The sequence below is a fragment of the Billgrantia hypersalina genome (assembly GCF_052584175.1).
Window position 1 is genome coordinate 612,513 of sequence record NZ_JBMIQI010000018.1, and the last position, 12,802, is coordinate 625,314.

General features: G+C 64.8%; 16 protein-coding genes. 7 read left to right on the top strand and 9 right to left on the bottom strand.

The annotated features are described in order from the left end of the window. Positions 1-91: 91 nt before the first annotated feature. On the top strand, positions 92-1,303 hold the full coding sequence (locus tag ACOJCM_RS17365) for a Do family serine endopeptidase (RefSeq protein WP_445213320.1): 1,212 nt from the start codon (positions 92-94) through the stop codon (positions 1,301-1,303). A gap of 9 nt (positions 1,304-1,312) precedes the next feature. Here the strand turns inward: ACOJCM_RS17365 and hisD are convergent, their stop codons facing one another. The 9 genes from hisD to ACOJCM_RS17410 all read right to left on the bottom strand — a co-directional run bounded on the left by hisD (position 1,313) and on the right by ACOJCM_RS17410 (position 8,164). Beyond that, positions 1,313-2,635, bottom strand: coding sequence for a histidinol dehydrogenase (gene hisD / locus ACOJCM_RS17370; RefSeq protein WP_445213321.1), 1,323 nt, complete (start codon positions 2,633-2,635; stop codon positions 1,313-1,315). Positions 2,636-2,689: 54 nt separating this feature from the next. Next, positions 2,690-3,352 carry an ATP phosphoribosyltransferase gene (hisG, locus tag ACOJCM_RS17375; protein WP_445213322.1) on the bottom strand — a complete coding sequence of 221 codons (663 nt, stop codon included), beginning with the start codon at positions 3,350-3,352 and terminating at the stop codon, positions 2,690-2,692. Positions 3,353-3,386: 34 nt separating this feature from the next. Continuing rightward, positions 3,387-4,649 carry a UDP-N-acetylglucosamine 1-carboxyvinyltransferase gene (gene murA, locus ACOJCM_RS17380; protein ID WP_445213323.1) on the bottom strand — a complete coding sequence of 421 codons (1,263 nt, stop codon included), beginning with the start codon at positions 4,647-4,649 and terminating at the stop codon, positions 3,387-3,389. A 13-nt stretch (positions 4,650-4,662) separates the two neighbouring features. Beyond that, a complete protein-coding gene (locus ACOJCM_RS17385; protein ID WP_445213324.1) occupies positions 4,663-4,932 on the bottom strand; it encodes a BolA family protein in 270 nt (89 codons plus the stop codon). 134 nt (positions 4,933-5,066) lie between these two features. After that, on the bottom strand, positions 5,067-5,399 hold the full coding sequence (locus ACOJCM_RS17390) for an STAS domain-containing protein (protein ID WP_445213325.1): 333 nt from the start codon (positions 5,397-5,399) through the stop codon (positions 5,067-5,069). Continuing rightward, positions 5,396-6,058 (bottom strand): MlaC/ttg2D family ABC transporter substrate-binding protein, encoded by a 663-nt coding sequence (locus tag ACOJCM_RS17395; protein ID WP_445213326.1) that lies wholly within the window; start codon positions 6,056-6,058, stop codon positions 5,396-5,398. The genes ACOJCM_RS17390 and ACOJCM_RS17395 overlap by 4 nt, the downstream gene beginning before the upstream one ends. A gap of 24 nt (positions 6,059-6,082) precedes the next feature. Beyond that, complete coding sequence (gene mlaD / locus ACOJCM_RS17400) at positions 6,083-6,547, bottom strand: outer membrane lipid asymmetry maintenance protein MlaD (protein ID WP_445213327.1); 465 nt, start codon at positions 6,545-6,547, stop codon at positions 6,083-6,085. A 25-nt stretch (positions 6,548-6,572) separates the two neighbouring features. Beyond that, positions 6,573-7,355, bottom strand: a complete 783-nt coding sequence (gene mlaE, locus ACOJCM_RS17405) for a lipid asymmetry maintenance ABC transporter permease subunit MlaE (protein WP_445213328.1) — start codon at positions 7,353-7,355, stop codon at positions 6,573-6,575. Then, entirely contained in the window at positions 7,352-8,164 is an 813-nt protein-coding gene (locus ACOJCM_RS17410; protein ID WP_445213501.1) for an ABC transporter ATP-binding protein, read from the bottom strand. The genes mlaE and ACOJCM_RS17410 overlap by 4 nt, the downstream gene beginning before the upstream one ends. 140 nt (positions 8,165-8,304) lie before the next feature. On the opposite strand from ACOJCM_RS17410, the gene ACOJCM_RS17415 reads away from it, so the two are divergent. The 6 genes from ACOJCM_RS17415 to lptB are packed head-to-tail and all read left to right on the top strand — an operon-like array spanning position 8,305 to position 12,766. Beyond that, a complete protein-coding gene (locus ACOJCM_RS17415; protein ID WP_445213329.1) occupies positions 8,305-9,255 on the top strand; it encodes a calcium/sodium antiporter in 951 nt (316 codons plus the stop codon). A 27-nt stretch (positions 9,256-9,282) separates the two neighbouring features. Next, positions 9,283-10,296 (top strand): KpsF/GutQ family sugar-phosphate isomerase, encoded by a 1,014-nt coding sequence (locus ACOJCM_RS17420; protein WP_445213330.1) that lies wholly within the window; start codon positions 9,283-9,285, stop codon positions 10,294-10,296. Positions 10,297-10,320: 24 nt separating this feature from the next. Further along, a complete protein-coding gene (locus ACOJCM_RS17425; RefSeq protein WP_445213331.1) occupies positions 10,321-10,878 on the top strand; it encodes a KdsC family phosphatase in 558 nt (185 codons plus the stop codon). A 13-nt stretch (positions 10,879-10,891) separates the two neighbouring features. Continuing rightward, positions 10,892-11,512: an LPS export ABC transporter periplasmic protein LptC gene (lptC, locus tag ACOJCM_RS17430; RefSeq protein ID WP_445213332.1), complete on the top strand. Its 621-nt coding sequence runs from the start codon at positions 10,892-10,894 to the stop codon at positions 11,510-11,512. After that, positions 11,509-12,033 carry a lipopolysaccharide transport periplasmic protein LptA gene (gene lptA, locus ACOJCM_RS17435; protein WP_445213333.1) on the top strand — a complete coding sequence of 175 codons (525 nt, stop codon included), beginning with the start codon at positions 11,509-11,511 and terminating at the stop codon, positions 12,031-12,033. The genes lptC and lptA overlap by 4 nt, the downstream gene beginning before the upstream one ends. Positions 12,034-12,040: 7 nt before the next feature. After that, positions 12,041-12,766, top strand: coding sequence for an LPS export ABC transporter ATP-binding protein (gene lptB / locus ACOJCM_RS17440; RefSeq protein ID WP_445213334.1), 726 nt, complete (start codon positions 12,041-12,043; stop codon positions 12,764-12,766). Positions 12,767-12,802 lie beyond the last annotated feature (36 nt).

A 12,802-nucleotide genomic window follows, 5' to 3' on the forward strand; every position in this document is an offset into this window, starting at 1 on the left:
CGGACAGCGCTTCGGTGTCGATGTTACAATCGCACTTATTGTAACGACTGAGCGGGATACCATCGACTGCCCGCCGACCAGGAAGCGCCGCATGCGTCGTTCTCTCATCGCCTATGCTCTGCCTGTGCTCATCGGCCTGCTGCTGGCCCTAGTGCTGCTCAATACCTTTCCACAACTGCTCCGATCTCCTTCGGCTCCGGAGACGACCACCACTCCGCCCGCGCCTCCGAGCGAGGTACAGCCCCTCTCGCGCCCCTCCCCCGAGCTGCAACAGGCCGCCCCCCTCGCTCGGCAACAGGGGCCGGTCAGCTACTCGGAAGCTGTCGAGAAAGCCGCTCCGGCGGTAGTCAACATCTACTCGTCGCGGGTCGTGGCACGCGAAGAGCATCCGCTGATGTCAGACCCCTTCTTTCGGCAGTTCTTCGGCGACGACATGCCTACCCAGCAGCGCCTTCTCTCCAGCCTGGGCTCCGGCGTCATCGTCAGCGAGGATGGCTACGTGTTGACCAACCATCATGTCATCGATGGGGCCGACGAGATTCAGGTCGCCCTACGCGACGGCAGGGAAACGTTGGCGGAAGTGATCGGCACCGACCCCGAGAGCGACCTGGCCGTGCTGCGCATCGGACTCGAGGACCTTCCGGTCATCCAGCTGTACGATTCCGGAGACGTGGCAGTGGGCGACATCGCCATGGCCATCGGCAATCCGTTCGGTGTCGGCCAGACAGTCACCATGGGCATCATCAGCGCCACTGGTCGCAGCCACCTGGGGCTGAGCGCCTATGAAGACTTCATCCAGACCGATGCCGCGATCAATCCGGGCAACTCGGGCGGCGCCCTGATCAATGCAGAAGGCTCACTGGTCGGCATCAATACCGCCATCTTTTCCCGCTCGGGGGGCTCCCAGGGCGTCGGCTTCGCCATCCCTACCCGACTGGCCCGCTCCATTCTGGAAGATCTGGTGACTCAGGGACGTGTAATTCGCGGCTGGCTTGGTATCGAAGCACAGGAGATGACGCAGGATCTGGCCGCATCCTTCGGTTTGCAGACGCCGCGCGGCGTCGTCATTTCAGGCGTCGTGCCGGACGGCCCGGCCGACCAGGCCGGCTTGCGCCCCGGCGACGTGCTGCTGGAGGTCGACGGAAGCCCCATTCTCGATGCGCGTGCCGCCATGAGCGATATCGCCGCCATCGAGCCGGGCGCAACGCTGCCACTCACGCTGGTGCGCAGCGGCGAGACCTTCACCGTCGAACTTGAGGTGGGGGAGCGCCCGCTGCCGGTTAGCCGGTCTCCCGAGCGCTGACGCGAAGCGCTACGGTTTGATGCGGAACTCGGCGGAGCGGGCATGGGCCGTCAGCGACTCGCCGCGTGCCAGCACCGAGGCCACCTTGCCTAGCGACGACGCCCCCTCCTCGGAGCAATGGATGATCGAGGAACGCTTCTGGAAATCATAGACGCCCAACGGTGAGGAGAAGCGCGCCGTACCCGACGTCGGCAGCACATGGTTGGGCCCGGCACAGTAGTCGCCCAACGCTTCCGCCGTGTAGCGACCCATGAAAATGGCGCCGGCATGGCGCACCTCGGGCAGCAGCGTATCGGGGTCGGCCATGGAGAGCTCGAGGTGCTCCGGCGCGATACGATTGATGAGCCGCACGGCTTCGTCGCGGTCACGACAATGGATCAACGCCCCGCGGCGCGCCAGCGACTGGCGCACGATGGCTTCACGCTCCAGCGTCGGCAACAGGCGTGCGACTGCCGCCTCGACCTCGGCCAGGTGACGTTGGTCCCAGCTGATCAGCAAGGCCTGGGCATCCTCGTCGTGTTCGGCCTGGGAAAACAGATCCATGGCCAGCCACTCGGGATCGGTACCACCATCGGAAACAACCAGTATCTCCGACGGTCCGGCAATCATGTCGATACCCACCTGGCCGAATACCGCCCGCTTGGCAGTCGCCACGTAGATATTGCCGGGACCCACTATCTTGTCGACCCTCGGCACGCTCTCGGTGCCATAGGCCATGGCCGCTATCGCCTGGGCGCCGCCGATGGTGAACACCTGCTGCACCCCGGCCAGGTGAGCCGCCGCCAGTACGAGTTCGTTGAGCACGCCATCAGGGGTAGGCACCACCATGACGATTTCGCGCACTCCCGCCACGTGCGCAGGGACGGCGTTCATCAACACCGAGGAGGGATAGGCCGCCTTGCCGCCAGGCACGTAGATACCGGCCCGATCGAGAGGCGTGACCTGCTGGCCGAGAACGCTGCCATCGTCCTCCACGTAAGACCAGGAGACGGGTTTCTGGCGCTCGTGATAGAGGCGAATGCGCTCGGCCGCCTGGGCCAACGCGTCGCGCTGCTCCTCGGGGAGCTCCCGGTAGGCACGTTCGAGGCACTCGGCGCCAAGCGTCAGATCGGTCATGGCCGATGCCGACAGACGGTCGAAGCGATTGGTGTATTCGATCAGCGCCGCATCGCCACGCGAACGGACCGCGGTCAGGATCTCGTCGACACGCGACTGCACATCGGCATCGGATACGCCCTCCCACGCCAGCAGCGCCCCGAGGCGCGCCTCGAAGTCGACGTCTGCGGTCGACAGCCGGGCGATGTCGACGGAATCGGCAAGGGTCTCGCTCATGATCGCTTTCGCCTCCAGATGAATCGGTTGGATCTCTTTCGCTTGCCGTGCGCGTCAGCCGGCTGGCGATGCTGCCCCGACCCGGCGCGCTTCGACCGCTTCGGCAAGGCGCGCGATGAGCGGCTTGAGACGCTCATGCTTCATGGTCATGGCGGCCTTGTTGACCACCAGGCGTGTGCTGATCGTCGCAATGAGTTCCCGCGGCGACATACCGTTGGCGCGCAGGGTGTTGCCAGTGTCGACGATATCGACAATTTCATCGGCCAGATTCATCAGCGGGGCCAATTCCATCGCACCATAGAGCTTAATCACCTCGGCCTGGATGCCCTGTTCGGCATAGTAGCGACGCGCCACGTTGACGAACTTGGTGGCGACTCGACGCCGGGCACGAGCCGGCTTGGCGCCATCGATACCGGCCGTCATCAACTTGCACCGGGCGATCTCCAGGTCGAGCGGTTCGTAGAGCCCCTCGGCACCGTGCTCGAGCAACACGTCCTTGCCCGCCACGCCCAGATCGGCGGCTCCCAACTGCACGTAGGTGGGAACGTCGGTGGCACGAATGACCACCAGCTTGACATCGGCCAGGTTGGTGTCGAAGAGCAGCTTGCGGCTCTTGCCCAGATCCTCGGCCGGCTCAATGCCGGCGTCAGCCAACAACGGCAGGGTTTCATCGAGGATGCGGCCCTTCGACAGGGCCAGGATCAGTTGCTTGCTCATGGTCTCGCCTATGGTCGGAAGCGGCGCAGCCCGCTCAGCCCGGGATGCGACGAATCCGGGCACCCAGCAGCTGCAGCTTTTCTTCGATGCACTCGTAGCCCCGATCGATATGGTAGATACGATCGACCAGGGTCTCGCCCTCGGCCATCATCGCCGCGATCACCAACGAAGCCGAGGCGCGCAGGTCGGTCGCCATCACCGGGGCGCCCGAGAGACGCTCGACGCCGGTGATCATCGCCGTGTTGCCCTCGAGGGCTATCCTGGCTCCCATGCGATTCAATTCCTGCACGTGCATGAAACGGTTTTCGAAGATGGTCTCGACCACCCGCGAGGTCCCGTCGGCCACGGCATTGAGGGCCACGAACTGGGCCTGCATATCGGTCGGGAAACCCGGATACGGAGCGGTGCGGATGTTGACCGGACGCGGGCGACGGCCCTCCATGTCGAGCTCGATCCAGCCGTCACCAATGGTCACCTTGGCACCGGCCTCCTCGAGCTTGGCCAAAACCGCCTCGAGAATATCGGCGCGAGCGTTGCGAACACGGATACGGCCCCGCGAGAGGGCGGCAGCGACCAGAAAGGTACCGGTCTCGATACGGTCGGGCATGACGTCATGATAGGCGCCGTGCAGCCGCTCCACGCCCTCGACGATGATGGTGTTGCTGCCCTGGCCACGGATCCTGGCACCCATCTTGTTCAGGCACTCGGCCAGGTCGACCACCTCGGGTTCGCGCGCGGCATTCTCGAGTATCGTGGTTCCTTCCGCCAGGGTGGCGGCCATCAACAGATTTTCGGTGCCGGTGACGGTCACGGTATCGAAGAACACGGTGGCGCCCTTGAGCCTGCCGTCGACCCGGGCGCGAATGTAACCGCCTTCGACACGAATCTGCGCCCCCATGGCCTCGAGGCCGCGGATGTGCAGGTCGACCGGCCGCGAACCGATGGCGCAGCCGCCCGGCAGCGAGACGTCGGCATGACCGAAGTGCGCCAGCAGGGGCCCGAGCACCAGGATCGAGGCGCGCATCTTCTTGACCAACTCGTAGGGCGCATGGCAGTCGCGCATCTGGGAGCCGTCGAGCTGGATGGTCATCTTTTCGCCCATCACTGGCTCGACGCCCATGCGCCCCAGCAGCTCGAGAGTCGTGGTGATGTCCTGGAGGTGCGGCAGGTTGCCGATGGTCACCGGCTCGTCGGCCAGCAGGGTGGCACACAGGATGGGCAGTGCCGCGTTCTTGGCACCGCTGGCCCAGACCTCGCCATCGACGGGGCCATTTCCGGTAATGATCAACTTGTCCATGATGACTCGACCGTCAGGCGCCCTGGCCAGGTGAAGCCGCGTTCTCCGGTGCGCTGGCCCACTGCGCCGGGGTGTAGGTCTTGATACTCACGGCATGCACGGCACCGGAGGCGATCTCGTCGGAGAGCGCGCCATAGATCAGCTGCTGACGCTTGACCGGTGACAGGCCGTCGAAGACCTCGCCTACGGCAATGACCTGGAAGTTGCAGCCTTCGCCCTGGATGTAGAAATCGCAATCCTCGAGGCGTGCCTCGAGCAGCGCCTTGATGTCACTGGGTTGCATGAAAAACGGAACTCCTGTGGGACGAATGGAGCGGCGCGCGATCCCAAACGGAAACGCGGCCAGGTACAAGAATCCCTCTATGGTAAAGAAAAGCATCGCGCTTGGCGATGCTGGGGCCGGGGTTTGCTGCCTGCTTATCCCGTGTCGGCAAGCGGCAGCAGGTCGTCGAGCCCCACCACACGCGTCAGGCGTGCAAGCGGTCTGGAAAGCCTGACCTCACGAATCTCCACTCCGGCGCTGCGCCCCTGTCGCGTCCACTCGAGCAGCACGCTCACGGCAGCACTGCTCACCCGCTCGACGCCGCTCAGGTCGAGGGCGACACGACTGCCGACGGGCTGCTCGGCAAGCCAGGCCGTACCGGCCTCGGCCAGCGATGCGGCAATCTCGAAGTCGACATTGCCACTAACGGCCAACCCTTCCGGAGCGGCCTCAAGCAGCACGCCAGCGCGCTCGAGCAGGCGGCTCATGCGTCCCCGCCCTGCTCCAGCTCTTCGGTGGCGATCTCCGGTGACCAATTGTCTATCACCGCATCGTAGTCGCGACCTTCGTCACGCATGGCCTGGTCGAACTGATTGCGGAACGTCAGCCCCAGGTTGATGCCATTGACGATGACGTTGACGACCTTCCACTGACCGTCCGAGAGGCGCATCGTGTAGCTGACCGGATAGACACTCCCGTCCGTTGCCACCACTTCCATGGCTACCGAGGCCTGGTCGTCATGACGCTGGGGGCGCTGGGTGTCGAGTACGCGCAACTCGCGATAATCGAAGGTGACGAGCCCCTTGGAATAGGTGTCGATCAGGGTCTGGCGAAAGACGTTGACGAACCGGGAGCGCTGCTGTGGCGTGGCGTTCCGAAAGTAGCGACCCATCACGCTGGCACCGATGTAGCGAAAATCGGCGATATCGTCGAGGCTGTCGTCCACCAGCCCCTTGAGCTCATCCATGTTGTCGGCATAGTAATCCCTGCGCCCCTCGATCTGTCCCATCAGCTCGTCGATGCTGCCGCGGATGACCTGCTCGGGGCTACGCTCGGGTTCGGCCACTGCCGCCAGGCTGGCAAGCATCAGGCACAGTCCGACCAGCAGACGGCGAAACAGGGGGAAGGAGTGTGACATCTGGCTCATGGCTCGACCTCGTGAAGGGTTGACTTAATCGTTGACCATATTGGACACGAACTGCTGGATGAGTTCTTCCAGCACGACGGCAGACTGGGTGTCACGAATGGTGTCGCCATCTCCCAGCGTCTCGGGATCGCCACCGACGCTGAGTCCGATATACTGCTCGCCGAGCAGGCCGGCGGTGAGGATGGCCGCCGTAGTGTCACGCGGCAGTTGATCCTCCAGCTCCGAGTCAAGTTCCAGAATCACTCGCGCATCGTACCATTCACGGTCGAGCTCGATGGCACTGACCCGCCCCACCGTGACACCCGACATGGTGACGCGTGCGCGCGGCTTGAGACTGCCGATATTGGCGAAGTTGGCTTCGAGCTGAAAGGTATCTCCCGGGGCCGTGAAGGTCAGCCCGCTGACCCGCAGCCCCAGGAACAGCAGCCCCAGGATACCGGCCAGCATGAAAAGACCGACCCCGAGCTCCATTGTCTTGCTGCGCTTCATCCTGCTTCTCCATACCGCTCAGTCATCAGGAAAATCCTCCGAACATGACGGCGGTGAGCACGAAATCGAGCCCCAGCACCGCCAATGAGGAGTAGACCACCGTGCGTGTAGTGGCACGCGAGATCCCCTCCGATGTCGGCACCAGGTCATAGCCCTGAAACACGGCGATCCAGGTCACCACCAGGGCGAACACCAGACTCTTGGCCATGCCGTTGCCGACGTCCTCCACGAACGCGACGCTGGCCTGCATATTGCCCCAGTAGGAGCCTTCGAATACCCCCAGCCACTCGACGCCGACCAGATAGCCGCCGAAGATTCCGACCACGCTGAAGCCGACGGTCAGAAGCGGCAATGCCACGAAACCGGCCCATAGCCTTGGGGCCACCACCCGACGCAGCGGGTCGACGCCGATCATCTCCATGCTCGTGAGCTGCTCGGTGGCCTTCATCAGGCCAATCTCGGCAGTCAACGCCGAGCCGGCGCGACCGGCGAACAGCAGGGCCGCTACCACCGGTGACAGTTCGCGCAGCAATGACAGCGAAACCATTTGCCCCAGCGCCTGCTCGGCACCGAAATCCACCAGGATGGTATAGCCCTGCAACGCCAATACCATGCCGATGAAGAGACCGGACACCAGGACGATGGCGAGCGACAGCACCCCAACGAAGTGCATCTGCCGCAGCCAAAGGTAAAAACCCTCACGAGACGGTACGCCGATCGCCGACTGGGCCAGGAACAGGCCCGAGCGACCCAGCGCCTCGAGCACGTCGCAGCCGTGGCGCCCCAGACTCAGTATGCGCCCCATCATGGCCGACCCTCCTGATCGAGGATATCGTGGAAGAAATCGGGCGCGGCGTAGTGAAAGGGCACGGGACCATCCGGCTCGCCGTGCACGAATTGGCTCACCCGCGGGTCCTCGTCGACGTCGAGGCTCTCCGGCGTGCCATGAGCCATGACCTTGCCATCGGCAATGACATAGACGTAATCCGCGATGGAAAGCGTTTCCTGAATATCGTGCGACACCACGATGGAGGTCAGCCCCAGCGCCTCGTTGAGCTTTTTGATCAGCTGCACCAGCACGCCCTTCGAGATCGGGTCCTGCCCTACGAAAGGCTCGTCATAGAGCACCAGATCGGGGTCAAGCGCAATGGCCCGGGCCAGGGCAACGCGCCGCGCCATGCCGCCGGAGAGTTCGGCGGGCATCAACTCGCGCGCCCCGCGCAGCCCCACGGCCTGCAGCTTCATCAACACCAGGTCGCGTATCATCGCTTCCGGCAGGTCGGTATGCACTCGCAGCGGAAATGCCACGTTCTCGAATACGCTGAGATCGGAGAACAGGGCGCCGCTCTGGAACAGCATGCCCATGCGACGGCGCAGGACGAACAGGGCCCTGCGCGACAAGGCGTGAACGTCCTGCCCGTCGACGAGGACCCGGCCGACATCGGGCACGAGCTGGCCGCCGATCAGCTTCAGCAGCGTCGTCTTCCCGGTCCCGCTGGGCCCCATGATGGCGGTGATCCTGCCCCGGGGAATCTGCATTTCGACGCCACGAAAGATGGCCTTCTCGGCGCGGGAGAAGTGCAGTCCTTTCACCTCCACCAAGGGGGAATCGATCATGCCGCAGAGATCCTTGGAAAAATTATCGAACATCGTATCCTAACTCCGCCGCTCGGCGCCAGCCTGCACCTCGGCCGCTTGCACATGAGCCAGCTTAGACGTCTAATGTGCCCCCTTATTCGCTGCCATGTGGCTTCGCCATGCTGCTTCCCCTGATCGCACTCGCCTTGGGTCTGGTCGGCCTGACCTGGAGCGCCGATCGCTTCGTCAATGCCGCCGCCGCCACGGCAAGCCGCACCGGGCTGAGCGCCATGCTGGTCGGCATGACCGTGGTGGCGCTGGGTACCTCGGCCCCGGAGATGGTGGTGGCGCTCTTTGCTGCCCTGGACGGCGTACCCGACCTGGCCACGGGAAACGCACTGGGCTCCAATATCGCCAACATCGGCCTGGTATTGGGCGCAACGGCGCTGGTGCGCCCCATTCCGGTCCCCTTTTCCCTCGTGCGCCGAGAGCTACCGCTGCTGCTCGGGGCGACCGGCGTCACCGGCTATGCCCTCGCCAACGGCGTCCTGGGGCGCTTCGACGGCCTGATTCTGCTGGTATTGTTGGTCTTCAGCATCTGGTGGTTGGTGCGCGCCGACACCCCCGACGCCAACCCGGCCGACAATCTACCCGACATGACGCTGAAGCGCGCGCTGCTCTGGCTCGTTGCGACCCTGCTTCTGCTCTCGCTGAGTTCACGTGCGTTGGTATGGGGCGCCAGCGAACTCGCACGCAACCTGGGCATCAGCGAACTGATCATCGGGCTTACCGTGGTCGCGGTGGGCACCAGCCTGCCGGAACTGGCGGCCTGCGTGGCCAGCGCGCTCAAGCGCCACCATGGCCTGGCGATAGGCAACGTGATCGGCTCCAATCTGTTCAACCTGCTCGCGGTACTGCCGATTCCGGCCATGATCGCCCCCGGGCCACCGCATCCGGATGCCGCGGGACGTGACTACCGCGTGATGCTGGTGCTCACCTTGGCCCTGGCCATCTTGCTGCTATGGCATCGCCAGGGACGTCTCGGCCGCCCCATCGGCGTCTGCCTCCTTGTCGCCTACGCCGGATACCTGGCCTGGCTCGGCTTCAGCGGAGGTGCCACCCTTGAGTGAAACCTCACATCGGGCAACAATCTCGCTATGACCTCAGACGCCCCCACCGCCTCCGTCGACGCTTCCGCCCCGGGCTCTTCGCCGCTGCGAGACAGCGCAAGGCGCACCTTGCAGATCGAGGAGCAGGCCATCGCGGCGCTCTTCGAGCGTCTCGACAGCCATTTCGACCGCGCCTGCGAGCTGATGCTCGCCTGCCAGGGTCGAGTGGTCGTGACCGGCATGGGCAAGTCGGGCCATATCGCCGGCAAGATTGCCGCTACGCTCGCCAGCACCGGCACTCCAGCCTTCTTCGTGCATCCCGGTGAAGCCAGCCACGGCGACCTGGGCATGATCACGCGGGGCGATGTGGTCCTGGCGCTGTCGAACTCCGGCGAAACCGCCGAGGTCACCGCCCTGCTGCCCCTGCTCAAGCGCATCGGCACGCCCCTGATCAGCATGACCGGACGCCCCGACTCGACGCTGGCTCGCCATGCCGACGCCCATCTCGATGCAGGCGTCGAGCGCGAAGCCTGTCCGCTGGACCTGGCGCCGACCGCCTCGACCACCGCCGCACTGGCTCTGGGTGACGCCCTGGCCGTCGCCCTGCTCGAGGCACGCGGCTTCACTGCCGAGGATTTCGCCCTCTCACACCCCGGCGGCAGCCTGGGCAAGCGCCTGCTGCTGCGCGTCAGCGACCTGATGCACCAGGGCGAGCGGCTGCCGCGCGTGCCGCTGGGCAGCCCGCTGCGCGACGCCCTGCTCGAGATTACTCGGCAGGGGCTCGGCTTCACCTGTGTCGTCGACGAACACGACCGCTTGATCGGCGTCTATACCGACGGCGACCTGCGTCGTACGCTCGACCAGTATCAGGACCTCAGCCGACTGACGGTGGATGACGTCATGACTCGCCCCGGCAAGCGGATAGCCCCCGACGTGCTGGCTGCCGAAGCGGTGCGAGTCATGGAGGACAACCTGATAACGGCGCTCGCCGTCGTCGATGACGAGGGCCACCCGATCGGTGCCCTGCACATGCACGACCTGCTGCGAAGCGGCGTGATCTGACCCGACCCTGTCCAAGGAGAGCCCATGGCTCCGGCCACTTCCACACTCGATCACAATCTTCTCGACCGCCTGCGCAGGATACGCCTGCTGGCGCTGGACGTGGATGGCGTACTCACCGACGGCCGTCTCTACTTCCAGGCCGACGGCATCGAGATCAAGGCGTTTCATACCCAGGATGGTCTCGGCCTCAAGCTGCTGCGGCGCGCCGGACTACAGGTCGCATTCCTGACCGGCCGCGACTCGCCCATGGTCAGCCATCGCGCTGCCGCCCTAGGCGTCGACCACGTCTTTCAGGGCTGCGAGGACAAGCTCGCCATCTTGCGTGAACTCTGCTCCCGCAGGGGCATCGAACTCGAGCAGGTAGCCTATTGCGGTGACGACCTGCCCGATCTGGCGCCCATTCAGCGCGCCGGCGTCGGCATCGCCGTTCCCGGCGCCCCCTCCTACGTCCGTGCCCTTGCGGATTACGTTACCGAGCGCAGCGGCGGTCATGGCGCGGTACGCGAGATTTGCGACCTGCTGCTCGAGGCGCAGGGACATCGCGACGCCCTTATCGACACCTACCTCCACGGCAAGCGCTGAGGCCGCCCCGCCGATGCTACGTCGTCTGCCACGCCCGTCGTTCCGCCTATGGCTGCTCCTGCTGCTGCTCGGTCTAGGCGGCCTGATCGCCTGGCTGGATCCTTGGCAGGAGCCCGTGACCGGACCGGTGCCCACCGACGAGGCCGGTGAGCCTGACTACTTCCTCGAAGAAGCACGCGTGACCCGCTTCGACGCCGAGGGTCGACCGCACCAGCGCCTGGAGAGCCCGCGCCTGGTCCATACGCCTCATGACGACGTCACCCGTGCGGTCACGCCGCTGGCCCACATGATCGACCGTGAAGGCCGGCTATGGGTGGCAAATGGCAATGAAGGCCGTCTCGGTCCGGGCGGAAATCCCCTGACCCTTTCCGGCGACGCCCGGCTGCTTGCCCCCGAGGAGCGCTGGCAGCTCGATACCGAAACCCTGCATTTCGACGCCGACCTGGGACACGCCTGGAGCGAAACGTCCGCCCTGCTGCAGCAGCCGCCGCAACGCATGCGCGGCGAGCGCTTCGATGCCTGGATCCATGACAACCGGGCGCGATTGACCGACAATGTCCGCGGCTTTCATCCCCCGGAAAACGCCCAACCGGGGCGGGCCAATGCAGACACCCAAGAGGATTCCACGCCATGAAGCGATGCAAGCTCCCGACCGCCCGACTGCTGTTCACCCTGGCGCTGGCCGGCATGGTGTGGGGGATGCCGGCCATGGCACAGCAACGCGATGCCGAGCAGCCCGTCGAGGTCGAAGCCGACCGGCTCGACCTCGATGACAGCGCCGGCACTGCCATCTATACCGGTAACGTCGACATTCGCCAGGGCACCATGCGGCTGACCGGCGATCGCGTCGAGATTCATCGCAACGCCGCGGGCGAACTCTCCCGTGCCACGGCGCGTGGGCAGCGCGCCTATATCGAGCAGCAACCCGACCCCGACCAGCCCGTGGTACGCGGCTGGGGAAGAACCATCATCTATCACGTGGCCGAGCGCCGGGTGGAGCTCATCGACCGGGCCGAGCTGCACCAGGGCGGCGACACCTTCGAAGGCGGCTATCTCGAATACTTCCTCGACCGCCGCGTCGTCCAGGCCCGCGCCGAGGGAGAAGGGGTAGAGGGGAACCAGCGTATCCGAATGACGCTGCAGCCGGAGCGCTGAAATGGCGATGAAAACCCTGAAAGCTCATCATCTGGCCAAGAGCTACAAGCGGCGCCGCGTGGTGCACGACATCAGCCTCTCCATCCAGCAGGGCTCGGTGGTGGGTCTGCTTGGCCCCAACGGGGCCGGCAAGACCACCTCGTTCTATATGATCGTGGGCCTGGTCAAGGCGGACGCCGGCGAGGTCTTCATCGACGACCTGGATCTCTCGCGCAGCGCCATGCACGAGCGAGCCCGGGCAGGCATCGGCTACCTGCCCCAGGAGGCATCGATATTTCGCAAGCTGTCGGTAGCCGACAACATCATGGCCATTCTGGAAACACGCAGGGACCTGGATCGCCGAGGCCGGCATGCGAGACTCGAGCAGCTGCTGGAAGACTTCCACGTCACTCACATCCGCGACAACCTGGGCATGAGCTTGTCGGGCGGCGAGAGACGACGGGTCGAGATCGCCAGAGCGTTGGCAACCGAGCCGGCGTTCATCCTGCTCGATGAACCCTTCGCCGGGGTCGATCCGATCTCGGTTGGCGAGATCAAGAGCATCATACGACAGCTCAAGGCTCGCAATATCGGTGTACTGATCACCGACCACAACGTACGCGAGACACTCGACATCTGTGATTCCGCCTATATCGTCGGCGACGGCCAGATCATTGCCGACGGGGACGCCGAGGCCATTCTGGCCAACCGGCGGGTGCGGGAGGTGTACCTGGGTGAAGATTTTCGGCTATAGCCACTTTTTCTCTGAGCAACCTCTTGATCGGCAAGC

What these genes read in the sequence shown, in the direction of transcription:
- ACOJCM_RS17365 (WP_445213320.1), top strand. Translation starts at nt 92, where the DNA reads ATGCGTCGTTCTCTCATCGCCTATGCTCTGCCTGTGCTCATCGGCCTG.
- hisD (WP_445213321.1), bottom strand. Translation starts at nt 2,635, where the DNA reads ATGAGCGAGACCCTTGCCGATTCCGTCGACATCGCCCGGCTGTCGACC.
- hisG (WP_445213322.1), bottom strand. Translation starts at nt 3,352, where the DNA reads ATGAGCAAGCAACTGATCCTGGCCCTGTCGAAGGGCCGCATCCTCGAT.
- murA (WP_445213323.1), bottom strand. Translation starts at nt 4,649, where the DNA reads ATGGACAAGTTGATCATTACCGGAAATGGCCCCGTCGATGGCGAGGTC.
- ACOJCM_RS17385 (WP_445213324.1), bottom strand. Translation starts at nt 4,932, where the DNA reads ATGCAACCCAGTGACATCAAGGCGCTGCTCGAGGCACGCCTCGAGGAT.
- ACOJCM_RS17390 (WP_445213325.1), bottom strand. Translation starts at nt 5,399, where the DNA reads ATGAGCCGCCTGCTCGAGCGCGCTGGCGTGCTGCTTGAGGCCGCTCCG.
- ACOJCM_RS17395 (WP_445213326.1), bottom strand. Translation starts at nt 6,058, where the DNA reads ATGAGCCAGATGTCACACTCCTTCCCCCTGTTTCGCCGTCTGCTGGTC.
- mlaD (WP_445213327.1), bottom strand. Translation starts at nt 6,547, where the DNA reads ATGAAGCGCAGCAAGACAATGGAGCTCGGGGTCGGTCTTTTCATGCTG.
- mlaE (WP_445213328.1), bottom strand. Translation starts at nt 7,355, where the DNA reads ATGATGGGGCGCATACTGAGTCTGGGGCGCCACGGCTGCGACGTGCTC.
- ACOJCM_RS17410 (WP_445213501.1), bottom strand. Translation starts at nt 8,164, where the DNA reads ATGATCGATTCCCCCTTGGTGGAGGTGAAAGGACTGCACTTCTCCCGC.
- ACOJCM_RS17415 (WP_445213329.1), top strand. Translation starts at nt 8,305, where the DNA reads ATGCTGCTTCCCCTGATCGCACTCGCCTTGGGTCTGGTCGGCCTGACC.
- ACOJCM_RS17420 (WP_445213330.1), top strand. Translation starts at nt 9,283, where the DNA reads ATGACCTCAGACGCCCCCACCGCCTCCGTCGACGCTTCCGCCCCGGGC.
- ACOJCM_RS17425 (WP_445213331.1), top strand. Translation starts at nt 10,321, where the DNA reads ATGGCTCCGGCCACTTCCACACTCGATCACAATCTTCTCGACCGCCTG.
- lptC (WP_445213332.1), top strand. Translation starts at nt 10,892, where the DNA reads ATGCTACGTCGTCTGCCACGCCCGTCGTTCCGCCTATGGCTGCTCCTG.
- lptA (WP_445213333.1), top strand. Translation starts at nt 11,509, where the DNA reads ATGAAGCGATGCAAGCTCCCGACCGCCCGACTGCTGTTCACCCTGGCG.
- lptB (WP_445213334.1), top strand. Translation starts at nt 12,041, where the DNA reads ATGAAAACCCTGAAAGCTCATCATCTGGCCAAGAGCTACAAGCGGCGC.